This is a genomic window from Lysobacter silvisoli, assembly GCF_003382365.1.
GTDB classification, from domain to species: Bacteria; Pseudomonadota; Gammaproteobacteria; order Xanthomonadales; family Xanthomonadaceae; genus Lysobacter; species Lysobacter silvisoli.
The window spans coordinates 2,039,399-2,059,856 of the sequence record NZ_QTSU01000001.1 but is presented as its reverse complement, the minus strand read 5'-3'; the positions used below and the strand labels follow the sequence as shown (position 1 = coordinate 2,059,856).

Genomic DNA, 20,458 nt, shown 5'->3' with positions numbered 1-20,458 from the left:
AGCCGCAACGCGGGCGGACGCCGCCTATGCAGCGTCCGCTTGCGCGGTCAGCGGCCGCGATGCGATTTGACGGCGTCGTTCAAGCCTTTTTCGCTGATGCTCTTGGCCGCCGGCTCGGCGATCGGGCCGCTGACGCCCTTGGCGTCGAACGACGCGCCGGCATACTCCTGAGCGCGCGCGCCCATGCGCTCGGCGCCGGCTTGCGGCTGCGCCTGCGCGGTCTGACCGGTAGCGGCGGCGCGAATGTCCGCATCGGCTTGCGCGCGCACGGGGCGGCCGGTCGCGCCGGCGGGGGGTTCGATGCCGTCGGCGACGACGAACCGGGCCGGGCTGCAGGGCGTGCCCACGACCGGCTTGCCTTCCCAGCGTCCGTTGGCGCCGGCCGGAATCGGATTGCCGTGCTGGTCCACGCAGCCCCAAGTGCCGTTGGGGTATTGCACCACCGTACCGGTGGCCGCCCAGGCGGAGCCGGAGGCGAGGGCCAGCCACAGTCCGATCGACAGCAGCGTGTGCTTGCTCATGGCGCTTCTTCCTTAAACCGGCGGAGGGGCGTGGGGTGAGCGTGTTCTAGCACCCGCGCACGCTGCAGCATGCCTGGCCCCGGCAGATTGTTTATTTTTAGTTAACTGGACGGACAGGCCCGGTTCACCCGGCGGATACCGGCGGGCGGCGTTCGCGTCGGGGAAGGGATCGGAAGCGCGCTTACAGCAGGCGGTGCATCACGTACACATCCACCAGGCCCAGCTGCACGTGGCGGAACGCGCCGGGAATCTGGCCGACGATCTGGAAGCCGTGCTTGAGCCACAGATGCACCGCGGCCGCGTTGCTGCTGACCACGTAGTTGAACTGCATGGCGGCAAAGCCGGCCTGGCGCGCCTGCGCCAGCGAGTGCTCGCACAGCGCCGAACCCACGCCCTGGCCCCAGTAGCGTTCGGCCACCATGTAGCTGCCGTTGGCGATGTGGTCGCCGCGGCCGGCGTAGTTGGGGCCGAGCTTGTAGCAGCCCAGGATGTCGCCGTCGTCGCCCTCGGCGATGAAGCAGCGGTAGGGCGGCGCGGTCCACATCTCGCGCGCACGTTCCAGCGACAGCTCGGCGGGGTAGTTGTAGCTTTCCCCGCGCGCCAGCACTTCGTGGAAGATCGGCCAGACCCGGTCGAACTCGTCCGGGCCGATTTCGCGGATGTGGAAGTCGCGATCCATGCGGAGCTCCGTGTTTAAGCCGCGTCCTGGTCCTGGCCGGTCAGCACCCGGCCGCGCAGCGAGTTGGACAGGGCTTCGGTGATGACCACGTCGACGAACTGGCCGACCAGGCGCGGCGGCGCGGGGAAGTTCACCGAACGCATGTTCTCGGTCTTGCCGGTGAGCTCGTTCGGGTTCTTGCGCGAAGGCCCCTCGACCAGGATGCGTTGCACGCTGCCGACCATGGCCTGCGAGATCCTGGCCGCGTTGGCGTTGATCGCCGCCTGCAGGCGCGACAGGCGCGCGTGCTTTTCCTCGCTGGACACGCTGTCTTCCAGGTCGGCGGCCGGGGTGCCGGGGCGGCGCGAATAGATGAAGGAGAACGACTGGTCGAAGCCCACGTCCTCGATCAGCTTCATGGTCTTGTCGAAGTCGGCCTCGGTCTCGCCCGGGAAACCGACGATGAAGTCCGAGGAGATCGAGATGTTCGGCCGCACCGCGCGCAGCTTGCGGATCTTCTGCTTGAACTCCAGCGCGGTGTAGCCGCGCTTCATCGCCGCCAACACGCGGTCGCTGCCCGCCTGCACCGGCAGGTGCAGGTAGTCGGCCAGCTGCGGCACGTCGCGATAGGCCTCCACCAGCGAGTCGCTGAACTCCAGCGGATGCGAGGTGGTGAAGCGGATGCGGTCTACGCCGTCGATTTCGGCGATGGTGCGGATCAGCAGACCCAAATCTGCGATCTCACCCTCTCCGTAAGGGCCGCGATACGCATTGACGTTCTGCCCCAGCAGGTTGATCTCGCGCACGCCCTGGCCGGCCAGCTGCGCCACTTCCACCAGCACGTCCTCGAACGGGCGGCTGACTTCCTCGCCGCGGGTGTAGGGCACCACGCAGAACGAGCAGTACTTGGAGCAGCCTTCCATGATCGAGACGAAGGCGCTGGGGCCTTCGGCGCGCGGCTCGGGCAGGCGGTCGAACTTCTCGATCTCGGGGAAGCTGATGTCGACCTGCGGCTGCCCGGTTTCGCGCTTGGCGCGGATCAGCTCGGGCAGACGGTGCAGGGTCTGCGGGCCGAACACCAGGTCCACGTAGGGCGCGCGCTTGACGATGGCCGCGCCTTCCTGCGAGGCCACGCAGCCGCCGACGCCGATGATGACCTGGCGTTCGCCCTGCTTGTGCTGCTTCCAGCGGCCGAGCTGGCTGAACACCTTCTCCTGCGCCTTTTCGCGGATCGAGCAGGTGTTGATCAGGATCACGTCGGCTTCGGACGCGTCCTGGGTCAGTTCGAGGCCGTCGCTGGCGGCGAGCACGTCGGCCATCTTGGCCGAGTCGTACTCGTTCATCTGGCAACCGTGGGTCTCGATGAACAATTTCTTGGCGCCCGGCCGCGAGGGCTGGGCGGCGCCGGCGGCGGGCGCCGTGGGCAGGGGGTGCAGGTCGGTCATGGCCTAGGTCCGGGGAGGGCGGCGGTTAATCCGCGCCGGAGGGGTGGAGCAGGGGCGACAGTTTAGCCGCTAGCGGCCGCCCGCGGGCCGTCGTCACGTTTTCGAATCAAGGACTTGGCAAGGGCCGCGCGAAAGGGGGACACTCGCCGCCATGAGGGGGGGCTCACTGCTGCTGGGGACGATCTGCCTGCTGGCCATGGCGCCGGCCGTGGCGGGCACCCTATACCGTTGCGAGACCGCCGCCGGCGACCGCAGCTACGTCAGCAAGCGCGTGCCCGGGGCCAAGTGCACCGTGGTCAGCCAGTACAGCCCCAGCCCCCGCCGCGCGGCGCCCTACGTGCCGCCGGCCGCACCGGCCGCGTCCGGCGCCGCCACCCCGGCCAACCCGGTCGCGGGCTCGCCGGCCTCGATCCACGCCAATCCGCCGGCCACCTTCATGTCCGCCCCGGCCGCCGCGCCCGCGCCCGCCGTTGCGGCGCCGGCCGTCGCCAGCGTGGCGCCGCCGCCGTCCGCGCCGGCCTCGCGCCTGGTCCAGGGACAGGTCTACTCCTATATCAAGGACGGCGTCCGCCACTACACCAGCAAGCGGCCGCAAGGCCTGGCCAATGCCTCGGCGGTGCGGACCATCCGCTACAGCTTCATGGAGACCTGCTACGCCTGTGCGGCGCGGCCGGGGGTCAATTTCGGCTCGATCCGCCTCAACACCGACGCCTACCGCGACGAGATCGCCGCGGCCGCGCGCCAGCACGGGGTCGAGGAAGCGGTGGTGCGCGCGATCATCCACGCCGAATCGGCCTACAACCCCAATGCGCTCTCGCGCGTGGGCGCGCAGGGCCTGATGCAGCTGATGCCGGCCACGGCGCGGCGCTTTGGCGTGGCCAACCCGTTCGATGCCGGCCAGAACATCCAGGGCGGCGTGCAGTACCTGGCCTGGTTGCTCAAGCGCTTCAACGGCGACCTGACCCTGGCTGCGGCCGGCTACAACGCCGGCGAGGGCGCTGTGGACAAGTACCGCGGCGTGCCGCCGTACAGCGAGACCCAGCGCTACGTGCAGCGCGTGGCGGTGCTGGCGCAGCGCTATCGCGGCGTCACCGCCGTGGTGCGCTGACCCGGACGCCGGGCCGGCCCGCCGCCGCGGGCGGGCGCCGCGGAATGGGGACACGGTCCGCGTTCCGCAAGGGTGGCGGATTGTCGGGCCATTCACGGTTCCGTTACACTTCCCCGTCTTTTGAGCCGCGAGCCGTCGCCAGTGGCATGGTTGGCGCGGCGTAACTTCGAATTACAGCTTTGCGGAGTGAGTGCCGGATGGCCAACCAAGGGGTCAACGATCCTATCAATACGGGCCGCCGCCGGTTCCTGACGGCGACCACGGCAGTGGTCGGTGCAGTCGGAGCCGGTTTTGCGGCGGTGCCCTTCATCAAGTCCTGGAACCCCAGCGCGCGCGCCAAGCTCGCCGGCGCTCCGGTGACCCAGGACATCACCGGTCTGGCCGAAGGCCAGCGCCTGATCGTGGAATGGCGCGGTCAGCCGATCTGGATCGTCAAGCGCTCCCAGGCCGTGCTGCAGGCGCTGCCCACCCTGGACAGCCACCTGCGCGATCCCAAGTCCGAGAACAAGGACCAGCAGCCGGACTACATCAAGGGCGAAACGCGCTCGATCAAGCCGGACATCTCGGTCCTGGTCGGCCTGTGCACCCACCTGGGCTGCTCGCCGGAAATGAAGGCCGAGATCCGCCCCGAGCCGTTCGATCCGGAGTGGAAGGGCGGCTACTTCTGCCCCTGCCACAAGTCGCGTTTCGACATGGCCGGCCGCGTGTTCCAGGGCGTGCCCGCGCCGACCAACCTGCTGGTGCCGCCGCACCACTACGAGAACGACACCACCATCGTGATCGGCGTCGACCCGGCCAAGGGAGCGGCGTAAGCCATGTCCAACATCATCACCCGTACCGCCAACAACGTCTTCGATTGGGTCACCGCGCGCGCGCCCGGCATGATGCCGGCCTACCGCAAGCACATGACCGAGTACTACGCGCCGAAGAATTTCAACGTCTGGTACTACTTCGGTTCGCTGGCGCTGCTGGTGCTGGTCAACCAGATCGTGACCGGCATCTTCCTGACCATGCACTTCAAGCCCTCGGCGGCTGAAGCCTTCGCATCGGTCGAGTACATCATGCGCGACGTGGAGTGGGGCTGGCTGATCCGCTACATGCACAGCACCGGCGCCTCGCTGTTCTTCATCGTCGTGTACCTGCACATGTTCCGCGGCCTGCTGTACGGCTCCTACCAGAAGCCGCGCGAGCTGGTGTGGATCCTGGGCATGCTGATCTACCTGGTGCTGATGGCCGAAGCCTTCATGGGCTACGTGCTGCCCTGGGGCCAGATGTCGTTCTGGGGCGCCAAGGTGATCATCTCGCTGTTCGGCGCGATCCCGGTGATCGGCAACGGCCTGACCGAGTGGATCATGGGCGACTACCTGCCCGGCGACGCCACCCTCAACCGCTTCTTCGCCCTGCACGTGATCGCGCTGCCGCTGGTGCTGCTGCTGCTGGTCGTGCTGCACCTGGGCGCGCTGCACGAGGTGGGTTCCAACAACCCCGACGGCGTGGACATCAAGAAGGGCCCGAAGGGCAACCGTTGGGATGCCACCAAGCCCAAGGACGCGATCCCGTTCCACCCCTACTACACGGTCAAGGACCTGGTGGGCGTGGGCTTCCTGCTGATGATCGCGGCCTTCATCATCTTCTTCGCCCCGGCCTTCGGCGGCTGGTTCCTGGAACACGACAACTTCACCGAAGCCAACCGCCTGGTGACGCCGGAGCACATCAAGCCGGTGTGGTACTACACCCCGTACTACGCGATGTTGCGCGTGGTGCCGAACAAGCTCGGCGGCGTGCTGGTGATGTTCGCGGCGATCGCGATCCTGTTCCTGGTGCCGTGGCTGGACCGCGCCAAGGTCAAGTCCTACCGCTACCGCGGCATGCTCTCCAAGGGCCTGCTGATGCTGTTCGCTTTCAGCTTTGTGTGGCTGGGCAAGATCGGCGCCGGTCCGGGTACCGACCCGGTCGAGACCATCGTCGGCCGCGTGCTCACCGCGTTCTACTTCCTGTTCTTCATCACCATGCCGGTGTGGACCAAGATCGATAAGACCAAGCCGGTGCCGGAACGGGTGACGATGCATGACTAAGATGATGAAGAGCCACATCGTGAAGAAGCTCGCCACCCTCGTCGCCGGCCTGCTCGTCTCGGCCAGCGCCTTCGCCTCCGGCGGCGGCAACCTGCAGCAGGCGGGCACCGACCTGGGCGACCGCGCGTCGCTGCAGCGCGGCGCCCAGCTGTACATGAACTACTGCTCGGGCTGCCACTCGCTCAAGTACCTGCGTTACTCGCGCATGGCCGAGGACCTGGGCCTGAGCGAAGACGAGGTGATGAACAACCTCAACTTCACCGGCGCCAAGTTCGGCGAGCAGATCCAGGTCTCGCTCACCGCCGACCACGCCAACCAGTGGTTCGGCAAGATGCCGCCGGACCTGAGCGTGATCGCGCGCGTGCGCGGCAGCGACTGGATCTATACCTACCTGAAGTCGTTCTACCTGGACGAGTCGCGTCCGCTGGGCTGGAACAACGCGCTGTTCCCCAACGCCTCCATGCCCAATCCGCTGTGGCAGATGCAGGGCACGCAGACGCCGGAGTTCACCGCCAAGGTGCCCGAGCACGGCATGTTCGGCGAGAAGAAGGACGACAAGGGCCAGCCGATCATGGCCTGCCCGCACGGCACCAGCGAGATCGACGGCAAGTGCTTCACGCACTTCAAGGCCGGTACGCCGGGCTCGGTCGAGCCGGAGCGCTTCAACCAGGCCGTGCGCGACATCACCGCTTTCCTCGAGTACGCCGGCGAGCCGGCCGCCCTCAAGCGCCAGAGCCTGGGCGTGTGGGTGATCCTGTTCCTGGCCGTGCTCACCTTCCTCGCCTACCTGCTCAAGACCGAGTACTGGCGAGACGTCGAGCACTAAAGCGTCATCCGCAGGGCCCGCGCAGCGATGCGCGGGCCTTCCGCGTTAGGCCGGCCAGGACGCCGGAGACTTTCGCGGAAGGGGGAAAAACGCATACGCTCGGGGACCGTGACGACCGCCCACACGGGGTGGGGGGCGTCTTGCGACTGGCGGATTCCGGTCGCTGGAGAGGTCGATGATGGCGGCGAGTCCACGTATGCGTAATGCCCTGACCCTGTTTTCCTCCACCGACTGCGTGCTGTGCCATCGCGTGCGTCTGGTGCTGGCGGCCAAGGGCGTCACCTACGACCTGATCGCGGTGGATCCGCAGAACCCGCCCGAGGACCTGGTCGACCTCAATCCGTATCATTCGGTGCCGACTCTGGTCGAGCGCGACCTGGTGCTGTACGCGGCCAGCGTGGTCAGCGAATACCTGGACGAACGTTATCCGCATCCGCCGCTGATGCCGGTGGACCCGCTTTCGCGCGCGCGCCTGCGCCTGGCCACGCTGCGCCTGGAGCACGATTGGGTGCCGCAGGTGCAGGCGATCCAGTTGGGCAACAAGGCCCAGGCCGAAGCCGCGCGCAAGCGCCTGAAGGAACTGCTGACCGCGTCGGTGCCGCTGTTCAAGGCCAGCAAGTTCTTCCTCAATCCGGAAATGAGCCTGGCCGACTGCGCGATGGCGCCGATCATCTGGCGCCTGGAATCGTTGGGCGTGCCGCTGCCCAAGGACGGCAAGGCAATCGAGGATTACGGCAACCGCATCTTCCGCAATCCGGGCTTCACCCGCAGTCTCACCGATCAAGAGCGCAAACTGCGCGAACTGCCGGGCTGAACGCGCCAGGCGCGGTCCGGCGTGGCCGGATCGCGGACGGCTGGCACGGCGTGCCAGGCGGCCAGGCGCTAAACTGCCCGGCATGAGCGATGAGAACGCCCCCAGCATGACCAGCCACCGCCCGTATCTGTTGCGGGCGCTGTACGAGTGGATCGCCGATAACGGCATGACCCCGCACCTGCTGGTGGACGCCACCCAGCCGATGGTGCAGGTGCCCTCGCATGCGGTGAAGGACGGAAAGATCGTGCTCAACGTGGCCGAGCGCGCGGTGTCGCGCCTGGAGATGGGCAACGACACCATCCGCTTCAGCGCCCGCTTCGGCGGCGTCAGCCACCCGGTATCGGTGCCGGTGGGCGCGGTGCTGGCGATCTATGCGCGCGAGACCGGCCAGGGCATGGCCCTGCCGGACGAGGCCACCGCCACCGACGGCGGCCACGATCAGGCCGACGAGGACTTCGACGTCGCCGCGCCCAGCCCGGCGCCGCTGAGCGCCGTGCCCAACGACCCCGCGCCCGACGGCGACGACGACGGCCCGCACACCCCCACGCCGCGCCGCGGCGGCCACCTGCGCGTGGTGAAGTAACCCGCGACCGCTTTGGGGTAGGAGCGGCGTAAGCCGCGACCCCACCCTCTAACGACAAACGCTCCGCCCGCCCCGGGTAGGAGCTGCGCGAGCTGCGACCGCGAAGCCGCAACCATTGCGAACCTTTGGTTCTCCGCTAGATGCGGCGCGCGCCGCGATCCGCATGGCGTAGGCGCCCGCACAGGCGCCGTTACCGCAATTCGCGGTCGCAGCTTGCGCAGCTTCTACCCCAAGGCCGCTCAATGCAACTGCGTAGGCGGCGGCGACACCGGCCCGCTGAAGGCGATCAGCTTGTCCCCGCGCAGCACCAGGCGGCCGGCGTGGCGGTCTTCGCCATCGATGGAGTAGTCGAAGCGGAAGCTGCGCTCCAGCCCCAGCCAGCCGTTGTCGTGGCGGCACAGGCGCAGGCCGGTGGCGTGCACGCTCTGGTCCAGCCACTGCACCCCGGCGCGGCGGCAGGCTTCGCGGCCCAGGGCCTCGGCGCGCTCGGCCGCGGCGCGCCCGGCGCTCCAGTAGGACACCACGGCGGCACCCAGGATCATTAACAGAATCAAAGTCGGCATGGCGGGAATGTGGCTTCCATGTGCACAACGGGGTGGGGTTATGCCCTACGCTGTGGGTCTACAGGGGAAAACGCAAATCGCATGAAACTGGTCTTTCCGGACGGCGAGCACCCGCAGGTGCTGCTGGGCCAAGGCGTCAACCGGGTCGGTTCCGACCCCGAATCCACCATCGTACTCAACCGTCCTGGGGTCATGCCCCAGCACTGTCAACTGCACGTGAGCGCGCAGGGCGTGATGCTGGACGTGCCGCCCGGTGCGCAAGTGCGCGTCAACGGCCGCCCGGTCGCGCCCGGCCTGATCGCGCTGCGCCCCGGCGACGACGTCAGCTTCGACGAGGTGCGTGCGCGCCTGGCCGCGCTGGGCCCTTCGGCGGTCAGCCACCAGGGCGGCGTGTCCGGCGTGCTGCCGCCCTCGGCCAACGACGATCCCGGGGTGACCGCGGTGCGCCCGGTGCTGCCGCGCTACGTGCTGCGCGGCGTATCCGGCGACCTGTTCGGCCGCAGCTTCCCGCTGCTGGCGGCGGCGGTGGTAGGGCGCGCGCCGGACTGCGGCCTGCCGATCGACCAGCCCGGCCTGTCGCGCCACCACGCGCGTCTGATTCCGACCCACGACGGCCTGCAGATCGAGGACCTGGGCTCGACCAACGGCACCACCGTCAACGGCCGCCGCGTGCTGCGCGCGATCGCCCAGGTCGGCGACGAGATCGGCTTCGATCAGTTGCGGTTCCGGCTGACGGGCTCCTTGCAAGATGCGCCGATGGGCGAGGGCGCGGCGGCGCCTGCAGCGGCCAGCGTGCCAGTGAAGCCCTCGCGACCGGCTTGGCATTGGCTGGTGTTGGCGGGCGTGGTGCTGGCGGGGCTGGCGGCGTTCGTGTTGTTGCGCTGAGCGCCGGGAACGGCGCCCCGGGTCGCAAGCGCAGTCATGCCAACCCGGGTGGTAGCTACGCTTCTGCTCTGGGGTAGGAGCGGCGTAAGCCGCGACCGCGCCCCCGCAACCACGTCGCAACCCTCGTTCCCTCTGCTTCCGCCTTTGCTTGTCTTCCCCCTTTGACAAAGGGGGATTGAAGGGATTTGCTTTTAGCTCCATAAGCAACAGCAACAGCTTCCGTCCGCAAGCGGCCGGGTCACTTTCTTTTGATAAGCCTCAAAAGAAAGTAACCAAAGAAAAATGCTTCGCCAAAGCTCCCCTGCGAGATCGATGCGCGCGCCGGGATTTTTCGATGGCACATCCCTGTGCCAGCGAAAAACGGCGCACATCCTGTGCGCCGCCCTCTGGGTCTTCTATAGGCGTGGCTAGTTCGGTACCCGAGCGGGGATCAAGAGCATTCGCTGCGCTCATCCCCTCACCCTAGCCCTCTCCCGCAAGCGGGAGAGGGAACACCTCCGACGCCGCCGCTGTTGCTTAGCCCCTCTCCCGCTTGCGGGAGAGGGGTTGGGGTGAGGGCAAGCGGGCTCGCAGCGTCGCGTCGCCACTCTATCCAAGCGCGACCGGCGCCGCGCCGGCAACGCCTCAAGCCGGCGGCGGCCCCAGCTTCAGCGACAGATCGATCGCCCGCACGTGCTTGGTCAGTCCGCCGATGGAGATGCAATCCACCCCATCCTCGGCGATAGCGCGCAAGCCGGCCAGGTCGACGCCGCCGGAGACTTCCAGCGGAATCCTGCCGCCGTAGGGCGCGCCGGCGGCGATGGCCACCGCCTCGCGCCGGGTCGCCGCGTCGAAGTCGTCGATCAGGATGCGGTCGCAGCCTTCGCCCAGGGCCTCGCGCAACTGCGCCAGGGTTTCCACTTCCACGATCAGCGGCAACGCCGGGTAGCGTTCGCGCGCGGCGCGGATGGCCGCAGTCAGCGAGCCGGCGGCGCGCACGTGGTTCTCCTTCAGCATCACCGTGTCGTACAGGCCGATGCGGTGATTGACGCCGCCGCCCACGCGCACCGCGTACTTCTGCGCCAGGCGCAGGCCGGGCAGGGTCTTGCGCGTGTCCAGGATCTGGGTGCGGGTGCCGCGCACCGCCTCGACGTAGGCCGCAGTGACCGTGGCGGTGCCCGACAGGGTCTGCATGAAGTTCAGCGAGGCGCGCTCGGCGCTGACCAGGGCGCGCGAACGGCCCTGCAGCGTGGCCAGCACGGTGCCGGCGGCGACCTGGTCGCCTTCGGCCACGCGCCAATCGATGCGCACGTCGGGGTCCAGAGCGCGGTGGCAGGCGTCGAACCAGGGCCGGCCGCAGACCACCGCCGGCTCCTTGCACAGCAGGTAGGCGCTGTCGGCGGTGTCGGGCAGCAGCGAGGCGGTAACGTCGCCGCTGCCCAGGTCCTCGGCCAGGGCTCGGGCCACGTCGGCCTGGACCTGCTCGGCCGGCGGCGGCGCGACCGGCGCGCTCATGCGGCGGGGAAGCCGTCGAGCTGGGCGGTGGCGATGGCCTCTTCGGCCAGCAGCACCGGGATGCCGTCGTCGATGCGGTAGACGGTCTTGCGGTCGCGGGTGACCAGCGCCTCGCGCAGGGCCTGGGCCTGCGCTTCGCCGTCGCCGCGGACCACGCCGCCGGCCGCGATGGCGGCGTTCAGCGCCTGCAGGCCGCGGCTGTCCAGCGGCAGCAGCGGCTGGCGGGTGACGGGGCAGACGAGCAGGTCCAACAGTTTGCGATCCATACGGTGCGATGCCGATACGACGGGACAGGGCGTTAGAATACGTCTTTGCGCCAAGGCTCGACCAATGTCCGCTCCTGCTCAGCCCGGTATTCCCCAGTCCGGTTCTGCAACGCCCGGTTCCACCCCGCCCGCCGCCCCCCTGGTCGGCATCGTGATGGGCTCGCGCTCCGACTGGGAGACCATGCAGCACGCGGCCGCGCGGCTGGAATCGTTGGGCGTGCCGCACGAGGTACGCGTGGTCTCGGCGCATCGCACCCCGGACGTGCTGTTCGATTACGCCGCCAGCGCCGCGCAGCGCGGCCTGCGCGCGATCATCGCCGGCGCCGGCGGCGCCGCGCACCTGCCGGGCATGCTGGCGTCCAAGACCGCGGTGCCGGTGCTGGGCGTGCCGGTGCAGTCCAAGGCGCTCAACGGCATGGACTCGCTGCTGTCGATCGTGCAGATGCCGGCCGGCATTCCGGTGGCCACCTTCGCCATCGGCAACGCCGGTGCCGCCAATGCCGCACTGTTCGCCGCCGCGCTGCTGGCGCCGGAACACGCCGCCATCGGCCAGGCCCTGGCCGCGTTCCGCACGCGCCAGACCGACGACGTGCTGGCCAACGACGATCCGCGCCTGCCGGTTTCGGGATCGGCGCAGTGACCACCGTCGGCATCCTCGGAGGCGGGCAGCTGGCCCGCATGCTGGCGCTGTCGGGCGCGCCGCTGGGCCTGCGCTTCCTGGTGCTGGACACCGCGGGCGACGCCTGCGCGGGGCAGTTCGCGCCGATGGTGGTGGGCGACTACACCGACCAGGCCGCGCTGGCCGAGTTCGCGTCCAAGGTGGACGTGGCCACCTTCGATTTCGAGAACGTGCCGGCCGAGTCGGCGCAATGGCTGGCGCAGCGCGTGCCGGTGTTCCCCAGCCCGCGCGCGCTGGCCGTGGCCCAGGACCGCCTGGCCGAGAAGACCCTGTTCCGCGAGCTCGGCATTCCGGTGCCGCAGTTCGCCGACGTGCCCACGCGCGAAGCGCTGGACGCGGCCATCGCTGCGATCGGCACGCCCTGCATCCTCAAGACCCGCCGCCTGGGCTACGACGGCAAGGGCCAGTTCCGCCTCAAGAGCGCGGCCGACGCCGATGCGGCCTGGGCCGCGCTGGGCGCGCAGGCGGCCACGGTGGGCTTGATCCTGGAAGGCTTCGTGCGTTTCGAACGCGAGTTGTCGGTGGTGGCGGTGCGCGGCCGCGACGGCGAGTTCCGCGCCTGGCCGCTGACCGAGAACTGGCATGTGGACGGCGTGCTCTCGGCCAGCCTGGCGCCGGCGCAGACCGACGCGGCGCTGGCCGACACCGCCCACGCCTACGCGCGCAAGCTGGCCGAAGCGCTGGACTACGTCGGCGTGTTCGCGCTGGAGCTGTTCTGCCGCGACGGCGAACTGCTGGCCAACGAGCTGGCGCCGCGCGTGCATAACTCCGGCCACTGGACCATCGAAGGCAGCGAGACCTCGCAGTTCCAGAACCACCTGCGCGCGGTGCTGGGCCTGCCGCTGGGCGACACGCGCATGCTCGGCACGGCCTGCATGCTCAACTGGATCGGGCAGATGCCGGGCGCCGCACCGGTGTTGGCCGAGGCCGGCGGCCATTGGCACGACTACGGCAAGTCCCCGCGCGCCGGCCGCAAGGTCGGGCACGCGACCCTGCGCGCGGGCAGCGCGAACGAGCTGGCCGCGGCGCTCGCGCGGGTCGGGCAGGCATTGGGCCGCGACGCCCAGGTGGCGCCGGTGATCGAACGCCTGGGGTGACCGGCGGCTGCTAATCTGGGCGCTACCGGGCGCGTGCACGACGCATGCGCCATCGACCTGGGGGCAGGGATGCACAAGACCGTAATCGCGATGGCGCTGGCGTGCGCGTTCGGCGCAGCGGACGCGCAGACGTTGGTCGAACGCGCGCAGCGCGACGAGGTGGCGCTGACCCGCGCCGAAGATCCGAAGATGCAGGCCGCCTACGCCAAGGCGCGCGCCGGCCTGGACGAATTCCTGGCGCTGCAGCGCGAACCGCCTGCGCACCTGACCGGCTTCTCGGTCAAGGTCGGGGTGAAGGAGGGCGAGCGCACCGAGTTCTTCTGGATGGGCGACCTGCAGGTCGAGGGCGAGGGTTACTCGGCGGTGATCGACAACAAGCCGCGCATCGTCCATCGCGTGCACATGGGCGAGCGCTACGCGTTCGCGCGCGAGGAGATCGTCGACTGGACCTATCGCGACAGCGAGCGCCAGGCCACCCACGGCAACTTCACCGCTTGCGCCTTGATCGCGCGGGAATCGCCGGAGCAGGCGGAGGCGTTCAAACTCCGGTTCGGGCTCAGCTGCGACTGAGCTGGCGCACGCGGTTCTGTTGCGCACACCAACACCGTCATTCCGGCGGAAGCCGGAACCCATTTTGCTTCTGAGTTTGCTCCGTACACCACCGCCGTTTCGAAATGCAAAGTCAAAATGGGTTCCGGCTTCCGCCGGAATGACGGAGTAACGGCTACGGTTCGGGCGGGTTTTGGGTGTCGGCCGGAGCCTGCAGCGCCAGCTTGCGCATCTGCAGCATCAGGCCGATCACGTAGACCAGCGAATAGGCGATCAGCACCGCGGCCATGCCCAGGGTCAGCGCGCTGGGCGATTGCGCGGCGCTCACGCCTTCATGGGTCCAGCGCCAGGCCAGGCGGCCGATCAGCAGCGCGGTCAGCGCGCCGCCGATCCAGGGGTTGGGCGTATAGGTGCGCAGGCCGTCGCGCCAGGCCACGTGGGTGTGCTTGAGCCCGAGCACGCCCAACGCCGCGCCGATCACGGCGCCCAGGCCCAGCCCCATGCCCACTTGCGGCTGCACGAACGCCAGCGCGCCTAGCGCGACCGCGACCAGGGCCAGGATCCCCAGCCGGATTCCCGCGCGCACCGGCCGCCAGCGCTGCACGCCGAAATTGCGGCGGATGCGCCGGTAGACCAGCAGCACCGACAAGGCGGGCACCCAATAGGGAGCGGTGGTGGCGATCGTCGAGGCCATCGATAAGGTCCATCAGGCCGCGACGCCGCGGCGGCCCGAGCTTGCGCTCGCGCCGGCCGCCGCGCAAATGCCGTCGGGCCGGCCATAAAAGCAAAACGGCCGGGTCGCCCCGGCCGTTTGGGTGTCGCCTGGACGCTCGGCTTACTTCAGGTTCGAAGCCACGAAGTCCCAGTTGACCAGGTTCCAGAACGACTCTACGTACTTCGGTCGCGCGTTGCGGTAGTCGATGTAGTAGGCGTGTTCCCACACGTCGCAGGTCAGCAGCGCGGTGTCCTCGCCGGTCAGCGGGGTGGCGGCGTTGGAGGTGCTGACCAGGGCCAGCGAGCCGTCCGGGCGCTGCACCAGCCAGCCCCAGCCCGAACCGAAGGTGCCCACGGTGACCTTGGTGAACTCGTCCTTGAACTTGGCGAAGTCGCCGAAGGCCTTGTTGATGGCCTCGGCCAGCTTGCCGGTGGGCTCGCCGCCGCCCTTCGGAGACAGGCAGTTCCAGTAGAAGGTGTGGTTCCAGATCTGCGCGGCGTTGTTGAACATGCCGCCCTGCGACTTGCGCACGATCTCTTCCAGCGACAGCTCCGCGAACTCGGTGCCCTCGATCATCTTGTTGAGGTTGTCCACGTAGGTCTTGTGGTGCTTGCCGTAGTGGAAGTCGATGGTCTCGCCGGAGATGTGCGGCTCGAGCGCGGTGCGGTCGTAGGGCAGGGGGGGCAGTTCGATGGCCATTGGCGGGCTCCTTGCTGGATTCTGGGGGCTGGCTACGGGGGCGGCGGCCGGGGCCCGGACCGCTACGGGTCGCGTCCGCGGTGCCGCGTAGGCTTACAATGCGCATTCTATCCCCACGCCCTGTCGGCCGGACGTATACGGCGCAACAGAGCATTGCAGGAGTTGCCGTCATGCCCGTTATGGAGCGGATCCAGGCCGAAGTCGAAGGCCATCCGATCGTTCTTTTCATGAAGGGGACCGCGCAGTTCCCGATGTGCGGCTTTTCGAGCCGCGCGGTGCAGGCGCTCAAGGCCGCCGGCGCGACCACGCTGCACACGGTCAACGTGCTCGAGGATCCGGAGATCCGCGCCAACCTGCCGCGTTATTCGAACTGGCCGACCTTCCCGCAGTTGTTCATCCACGGCGAGCTGATCGGCGGCTGCGACATCACCCTGGAGCTGTACGAGTCCGGCGAGCTGGCGCGCATGATCAGCGAGACCCAGCGCCAGTGAGCGCAGCGGTCGGCATGGACACGCCCGCCGCCGCGGCCGCGCTGGCCGGGCGGGTGGTGCTGGTGGCCGGCGCGCAGGGCGGGCTGGGCAGCGCCGCGGCCCTGGCCTGCGCGCGTGCCGGCGCCACCGCCGTGCTGCTGGGCCGCAAGCCGGCCAAGTTGAACCGCCTGTACGACGCCGTGGCCAAAGAAGGCCCGGAACCGGCGCTGTACCCGCTGGACCTGGAAGGCGCCTCGCCCGACGACTACGCCGACTTGGCCCAGCGCATCGGCGACGAATTCGGCCGCCTGGACGGCGTGCTGCATTGCGCCGCCGACTTCGCCGGCCTGACCCCGCTGTCGCAGACCGACCCGGCCGCGTTCGCGCGCGCCGTGCACGTCAACCTCACCGCGCGCTGGTGGCTGTCGCAGGCCTGCCTGCCGCTGCTGGCGCAGGCGCCCGACGCCGCGCTGGTGTTCGCCGTCGACGACCCGGCGCGGGTCGGCGCCGCGTTCTGGGGCGGCTACGGTCTGGTCCAGCCCGCGCTGGCCGCGCTGGTGGGCATGCTCCACGCCGAGCTGGGCGCGAACTCGCCGGTGCGGGTGTCCGGCCTGCAGCCCGGGCCCATGCGCACCGCGCTGCGCGGCAAAGCCTACGTGGAAGAGAACGACCGCGCCGCGCGCGATCCCGGCGCTTATGCCGATGCCTGCGTGACCCTGCTGTCGCCGGCCGGCGCCGCCCACCGCGGCCAGGTCTGGAGCGTGCAAGCTGGGAGCCTCAAGGCGTGACCATCGCCTCGGCCGCGCTGCTGCTGTTTCTGATCCTGGACCCGCTGGGCAACGTCCCGGTGTTCCTGAGCCTGCTGCGCGGGCTGCCACCCAAGCGCCAGCGCATCGTCCTGGCGCGCGAATTGCTGATCGCCCTGGGCGTGCTGATGGTGTTCCTGTGGGGCGGCAAGTACGCCCTGGAACTGATGCACCTGCGCCAGGAGTCGGTGTCCATCGCCGGCGGCATCGTGCTGTTCCTGATCGGCATCCGCATGATCTTCCCGCCGCCGGAGGGACTGATGGGCGAGCTGCCCGACGGCGAGCCCTTCATCGTGCCCATGGCCATCCCGCTGGTGGCCGGCCCCTCGGGCATGGCCGCGGTCATGCTGATGGGCAGCAACGAGCCCACCCGGCTGGGCGACTGGAGCCTGGCCCTGCTGATCGCCTGGGGCGCCACCGCCGCGATCCTGTTCTCGGCCACCTTCCTCTACAAGCTGCTGGGCCGGCGCGCCTTGACCGCCGTTGAGCGCCTTATGGGCATGCTTTTGGTGGCCATTTCGGTGCAGATGTTCCTCGACGGCCTGGGCACCTACCTGCAGATCTCGCCCCCCTGAGCCGGGCCGGACCCGGCTCGGTTGTTCAGGTTCGTGAGCGGCCAAATCGGGCAAAGATCACGCTGTGACAAGGTTTGACGTTGGTCACGTCTCTGTCACACAGCCCCTCTAGCCTGTTAAACTGCTGTTAACCCGGCGGGGCCGCACGCGCTGCACCCGGGTCAGGGGCGGAACGAATACCAGTCTGCAACGTATGGCGCGCCACGCGCCTGTTGCCACTCGCCAAGAATTCCACACGCATTCCACGCACTGAGGCCATCGTAATGACCCATCCGAATAGCGTCCGGTTGTCCAAGCTCACGCTTGGTCTGCTTGCCGTTCTCGCCACCGCGCCCGTTTTCGCGCAGAGCACGTCCGCCGGTGTCGCCGGCCGCGTGGTCGGCGCCGATGGTCAGCCCGTCGCTGGCGCTGAAGTCGTCATCACCCACACCGAGTCGGGCACCGTCAGCCGCGCCACGACCGACGCCGACGGCCGCTACAACGCCCGCGGCCTGCGCGTGGGTGGTCCGTACGTGATCACCACCACCAAGGAAGGTTCCGGCACCGGTTCGCAAGAAGGCGTGTTCCTGAACCTGGACAAGGTCAACAACGTCGACGTGTCGCTGAACAACGACGTCACCACCCTGGAGTCGGTGACCGCGGTGTCCTACGGCGGCTCGGAAGTGTTCAGCGCCACCAAGATGGGCGCCGGCTCGAACGTGACCCGCCAGCAGCTGGAAGCGTTCCCGTCGATCAACCGCAACCTGCAGGACTACGTGCGCCTCGACCCGCGCGTGACCCAGACCGACAAGTCGCGTAACGAAATCTCGGTCGGCGGCCAGAACCCGCGCTACAACGTGGTCCGCGTCGACGGCATCAGCACCGCCGACTCCTTCGGCCTGGAATCCAACAGCCTGCCGACCCCGCGCCAGCCGTTCTCGATGGACACCATCGACGAAGTGGCGGTGGACGTGGCCAACTACGACGTCACCATCTCCGGCGGCACCGGCGGCGTGATCAACGCCGTGACCAAGTCGGGCACCAACGAGTTCCACGGCTCGCTGTACGGCATCTACCGCGACGGCGACTGGTCGGGCAAGAACCGCAACAACGTGCGTCCCAAGCTGTTCGACAACGAGACCACCTACGGCGCGACCTTCGGCGGCCCGCTGATCAAGGACAAGCTGTTCTTCTTCGCCAACTACGAGAACTACAAGGGCAAGGGCCTGTTCACCGGCAACGCTGGTTTCGGTCCGATCGGCTCGGGCGAGAGCAACATCGTCAACATCACCCAGGCGCAGATCGATGAGGTCATCCGCCTCGCCGGCCTCAAGGGCTTCAATCCGGGCACGCTGGCCAAGCCGGCGCTGAACTCGGAAGCCGAGGAATACGGCATCAAGATCGACTGGAACATCAACGACGCCCACCGCGCCAGCTTCCGCTACAGCAAGTCCGAGCAGAACACCGCCAACCTGCAGGGTTTCGGCAACACCACGCTCGCCCTGAACACCTACCACTACGTGCGCGACTTCGAGCTGGAGTCGTACACCGCGCAGCTGTTCAGCGACTGGACCGACAACTTCTCCACCGAAGCCAAGGTCTCGTACCGCGACTACTCGGCCGTGCGCAACCCGCTGGCCGATCTGCCGGCGATCGCGATCCGCATCGGTTCGGCCACCCTGAACCTGGGCACCGAAGAGAACACCCACGCCAACATCCTGGAAACCACCACGAAGAACGCGTTCTTCGCCGGTAACTGGTTCCTGGGCGATCACACCATCAAGTTCGGCGCCGACTACGAAGAGAACGAGATCTACAACCTCTTCGGCCGTCGCGTGAACGGCGTGTACACCTTCGACTGCATCAACACCGCCAGCGGTCCGCTGGGCGCTGGCTGCGCCAAGTCGTTCGAAAGCGGCATCTCCAGCCGTTACCAGCTGTTCTACCCGCGCGGCGGCGACATCAACAACATGGCCGCCGAGTTCAAGCTCAAGAACCTGGGCCTGTTCGTGCAGGACACCTGGGCGGTCAACAACAACCTGACCCTGACCTTCGGCGTGCGCTACGACGAGCCGATGGTGGATCAGAAGCCGGCCTACAACGCCGCCGCCTCGACCGCGTTCGGCGTGCGCAACGACAACACCATCGACGGCAACGGCCTGCTGTCGCCGCGCTTCGGCTTCAACTACACCTTCGACAGCGAGCGCCCGACCCAGCTGCGCGGCGGCATCGGCCTGTTCCAGGGCTCGGCCGCGACCGTGTGGCTGGCCAACCCGTACGCCAACAACGGCGTGTCGTACACCGACTACTTCTTCTCGACCGGCATCACCCGTTTCGATCCGGATCCGGCCGACCAGCTGAACCAGTTCACCCCGGGCACCGGCGGCACCCAATCGGTCGACTTCATCGATCCGGACCTGGGCCAGCCCTCGGTGTGGAAGGCCAACCTGGCGTTCGAAACCGAGCTGCCGTGGTGGGGCGTGGTGGGTTCGGCCGAAGTCGTGCTGACCTCGGTTAAGGAAGGTATCTACTACCAGCAGCTGAACCTGGGCAACCCGACCGCTATCGGTCAGGACGGCCGCAAGATCTACTGGAACAACACCGGCGCCAACAACGGCCTGCGTCCGAACAGCTGGAACCAGCTGGGCGTGGGCACCGGCACCGACGCGCGCTTCAACCGCAACCGCACCTTCAACGACGCGATCATCGCCCGTTCGACCAGCAAGGGCGAAAGCCAGCAGCTGACCCTGTCGTTGAACAAGCCGTTCAACGAGAGCGACTGGTCCTGGTTGCTGGCATACACCTACACCAACGCCAACGAAGTCAGCCCGCTGACCAGTTCCACCTCGGGCTCGCAGCTGGGCAACGTGGCGGTGTTCCAGTCCAACGAAGAGGTGTCGGCCACCTCCAGCTACGAGATCAAGAACCGCTTCACCGCGGCGGTCAGCTGGAAGCACGCCTTCTTCGGCGACTACAACACCAGCGTGTCGATGTTCTACGAAGGCCGTTCGGGCCGTCCGTACAGCTACACCTTCGACAACGACGCCAACGGCGACGGCCGCGCCAACGACCTGCTGTACATCCCGAAGGACCTGACCGACGTGGTGTTCGGCAGCGCCGCCGAGGCCGCCGGCTTCTGGGCGTTCGTGAACTCGAACGACTACCTGAAGAGTCACCTGGGGCAGGTCGCCGAGCGCAACGCCGCGCACGGCCGCTGGGTCAACCAGTTCGACATGCGCATCTCGCAGGAGATCCCGGGCTTCATGGAAGGCCACAAGGCCGAAATCGCCCTGGACATCCTCAACGTCGGCAACCTGCTCAACAAGAAGTGGGGCAGCGTCGAGGAAATGGGCTTCCCGGGCTACCGCGGCATCGTCGAGTACGGCGGCATCTGCGGCGCCGGCGGCGCTCCGCTGACCGGTACCTGCGTCGGCAACGCCGGCAAGTACGTGTACCGCTACAACGGTCCGGACGCCCTGAACATCTACGACGATAAGGGCATCTCGCGCTGGGCCGCTCAGGTCAGCTTCCGCTACAAGTTCTAAGCGGCGCCTGCCTTGCGACACCAGGAAACGGCCGGGGAAACCCGGCCGTTTTCTTTTTGGGGGACCCCTGCGCTAGAGTCACTGTCCAAAATCGACGATGAACACC

22 protein-coding genes are annotated in these 20,458 nt (G+C 68.3%); 14 read left to right on the top strand and 8 right to left on the bottom strand.

All coding sequences use genetic code 11. The features are described 5' to 3' along the window. Positions 1 to 47: 47 nt before the first annotated feature. The 3 genes from DX914_RS09155 to miaB all read right to left on the bottom strand — a co-directional run bounded on the left by DX914_RS09155 (position 48) and on the right by miaB (position 2,624). The gene (locus tag DX914_RS09155) at positions 48 to 521 is read right to left on the bottom strand and encodes a hypothetical protein (protein WP_115858675.1); all 474 of its coding nucleotides are present in this window, start codon (positions 519 to 521) and stop codon (positions 48 to 50) included. A gap of 181 nt (positions 522 to 702) precedes the next feature. Continuing rightward, entirely contained in the window at positions 703 to 1,200 is a 498-nt protein-coding gene (locus DX914_RS09150; protein ID WP_115858674.1) for a GNAT family N-acetyltransferase, read from the bottom strand. Positions 1,201 to 1,214: 14 nt separating this feature from the next. After that, positions 1,215 to 2,624, bottom strand: coding sequence for a tRNA (N6-isopentenyl adenosine(37)-C2)-methylthiotransferase MiaB (miaB, locus tag DX914_RS09145; RefSeq protein WP_115858673.1), 1,410 nt, complete (start codon positions 2,622 to 2,624; stop codon positions 1,215 to 1,217). A gap of 151 nt (positions 2,625 to 2,775) precedes the next feature. Between miaB and DX914_RS09140 the strand changes: the two genes are divergently transcribed. The 6 genes from DX914_RS09140 to DX914_RS09115 all read left to right on the top strand — a co-directional run bounded on the left by DX914_RS09140 (position 2,776) and on the right by DX914_RS09115 (position 8,030). Continuing rightward, on the top strand, positions 2,776 to 3,732 hold the full coding sequence (locus DX914_RS09140) for a lytic transglycosylase domain-containing protein (protein ID WP_115858672.1): 957 nt from the start codon (positions 2,776 to 2,778) through the stop codon (positions 3,730 to 3,732). 197 nt (positions 3,733 to 3,929) lie between these two features. After that, positions 3,930 to 4,544 (top strand): ubiquinol-cytochrome c reductase iron-sulfur subunit, encoded by a 615-nt coding sequence (gene petA / locus DX914_RS09135; protein WP_115858671.1) that lies wholly within the window; start codon positions 3,930 to 3,932, stop codon positions 4,542 to 4,544. Between the two features lie 3 nt (positions 4,545 to 4,547). Next, entirely contained in the window at positions 4,548 to 5,807 is a 1,260-nt protein-coding gene (locus DX914_RS09130) for a cytochrome b (RefSeq protein ID WP_115858670.1), read from the top strand. Next, positions 5,800 to 6,633 carry a cytochrome c1 gene (locus tag DX914_RS09125; RefSeq protein ID WP_115858669.1) on the top strand — a complete coding sequence of 278 codons (834 nt, stop codon included), beginning with the start codon at positions 5,800 to 5,802 and terminating at the stop codon, positions 6,631 to 6,633. Before DX914_RS09130 ends, DX914_RS09125 begins: the two co-directional genes overlap by 8 nt. A 178-nt stretch (positions 6,634 to 6,811) precedes the next feature. Beyond that, positions 6,812 to 7,447: a glutathione S-transferase N-terminal domain-containing protein gene (locus tag DX914_RS09120; protein ID WP_115859202.1), complete on the top strand. Its 636-nt coding sequence runs from the start codon at positions 6,812 to 6,814 to the stop codon at positions 7,445 to 7,447. Positions 7,448 to 7,529: 82 nt separating this feature from the next. Next, complete coding sequence (locus tag DX914_RS09115) at positions 7,530 to 8,030, top strand: ClpXP protease specificity-enhancing factor (protein WP_115858668.1); 501 nt, start codon at positions 7,530 to 7,532, stop codon at positions 8,028 to 8,030. Positions 8,031 to 8,269: 239 nt separating this feature from the next. On the opposite strand, the gene DX914_RS09110 is transcribed toward DX914_RS09115, so the two are convergent. Next, positions 8,270 to 8,593, bottom strand: coding sequence for a DUF3301 domain-containing protein (locus DX914_RS09110; protein WP_115858667.1), 324 nt, complete (start codon positions 8,591 to 8,593; stop codon positions 8,270 to 8,272). A gap of 81 nt (positions 8,594 to 8,674) precedes the next feature. Between DX914_RS09110 and DX914_RS09105 the strand changes: the two genes are divergently transcribed. Continuing rightward, on the top strand, positions 8,675 to 9,478 hold the full coding sequence (locus tag DX914_RS09105) for an FHA domain-containing protein (protein WP_158549224.1): 804 nt from the start codon (positions 8,675 to 8,677) through the stop codon (positions 9,476 to 9,478). A gap of 624 nt (positions 9,479 to 10,102) precedes the next feature. Here DX914_RS09105 and nadC read toward each other — a convergent pair. Both nadC and DX914_RS09095 read right to left on the bottom strand, forming a co-directional pair. Continuing rightward, positions 10,103 to 10,972 carry a carboxylating nicotinate-nucleotide diphosphorylase gene (gene nadC / locus DX914_RS09100; RefSeq protein ID WP_115858665.1) on the bottom strand — a complete coding sequence of 290 codons (870 nt, stop codon included), beginning with the start codon at positions 10,970 to 10,972 and terminating at the stop codon, positions 10,103 to 10,105. Then, on the bottom strand, positions 10,969 to 11,238 hold the full coding sequence (locus DX914_RS09095; RefSeq protein ID WP_115858664.1) for a Trm112 family protein: 270 nt from the start codon (positions 11,236 to 11,238) through the stop codon (positions 10,969 to 10,971). The genes nadC and DX914_RS09095 overlap by 4 nt, the downstream gene beginning before the upstream one ends. A gap of 154 nt (positions 11,239 to 11,392) precedes the next feature. On the opposite strand from DX914_RS09095, the gene purE reads away from it, so the two are divergent. From purE to DX914_RS09080, 3 genes are all read left to right on the top strand, one after another. Next, on the top strand, positions 11,393 to 11,878 hold the full coding sequence (purE, locus tag DX914_RS09090) for a 5-(carboxyamino)imidazole ribonucleotide mutase (protein WP_231118235.1): 486 nt from the start codon (positions 11,393 to 11,395) through the stop codon (positions 11,876 to 11,878). Next, complete coding sequence (locus tag DX914_RS09085; protein WP_115858662.1) at positions 11,875 to 13,014, top strand: 5-(carboxyamino)imidazole ribonucleotide synthase; 1,140 nt, start codon at positions 11,875 to 11,877, stop codon at positions 13,012 to 13,014. The genes purE and DX914_RS09085 overlap by 4 nt, the downstream gene beginning before the upstream one ends. A 69-nt stretch (positions 13,015 to 13,083) precedes the next feature. Continuing rightward, positions 13,084 to 13,584 carry a YegJ family protein gene (locus tag DX914_RS09080; protein ID WP_115858661.1) on the top strand — a complete coding sequence of 167 codons (501 nt, stop codon included), beginning with the start codon at positions 13,084 to 13,086 and terminating at the stop codon, positions 13,582 to 13,584. A 154-nt stretch (positions 13,585 to 13,738) separates the two neighbouring features. On the opposite strand, the gene DX914_RS09075 is transcribed toward DX914_RS09080, so the two are convergent. Both DX914_RS09075 and DX914_RS09070 read right to left on the bottom strand, forming a co-directional pair. After that, positions 13,739 to 14,257, bottom strand: a complete 519-nt coding sequence (locus tag DX914_RS09075; protein WP_115858660.1) for a CcdC protein domain-containing protein — start codon at positions 14,255 to 14,257, stop codon at positions 13,739 to 13,741. 141 nt (positions 14,258 to 14,398) lie between these two features. Continuing rightward, positions 14,399 to 14,977 (bottom strand): superoxide dismutase, encoded by a 579-nt coding sequence (locus DX914_RS09070; RefSeq protein ID WP_115858659.1) that lies wholly within the window; start codon positions 14,975 to 14,977, stop codon positions 14,399 to 14,401. A 170-nt stretch (positions 14,978 to 15,147) separates the two neighbouring features. Here DX914_RS09070 and grxD point away from each other — a divergent pair, with 170 nt between their 5' ends. From grxD to DX914_RS09050, 4 genes are all read left to right on the top strand, one after another. After that, on the top strand, positions 15,148 to 15,468 hold the full coding sequence (grxD, locus tag DX914_RS09065; protein ID WP_115858658.1) for a Grx4 family monothiol glutaredoxin: 321 nt from the start codon (positions 15,148 to 15,150) through the stop codon (positions 15,466 to 15,468). 14 nt (positions 15,469 to 15,482) lie between these two features. Then, positions 15,483 to 16,235: an SDR family NAD(P)-dependent oxidoreductase gene (locus DX914_RS09060; RefSeq protein ID WP_115858657.1), complete on the top strand. Its 753-nt coding sequence runs from the start codon at positions 15,483 to 15,485 to the stop codon at positions 16,233 to 16,235. Beyond that, positions 16,232 to 16,828 (top strand): YhgN family NAAT transporter, encoded by a 597-nt coding sequence (locus DX914_RS09055; protein ID WP_115858656.1) that lies wholly within the window; start codon positions 16,232 to 16,234, stop codon positions 16,826 to 16,828. The genes DX914_RS09060 and DX914_RS09055 overlap by 4 nt, the downstream gene beginning before the upstream one ends. 263 nt (positions 16,829 to 17,091) lie before the next feature. After that, the gene (locus DX914_RS09050; protein ID WP_115858655.1) at positions 17,092 to 20,352 is read left to right on the top strand and encodes a TonB-dependent receptor; all 3,261 of its coding nucleotides are present in this window, start codon (positions 17,092 to 17,094) and stop codon (positions 20,350 to 20,352) included. Positions 20,353 to 20,458: the final 106 nt, after the last annotated feature.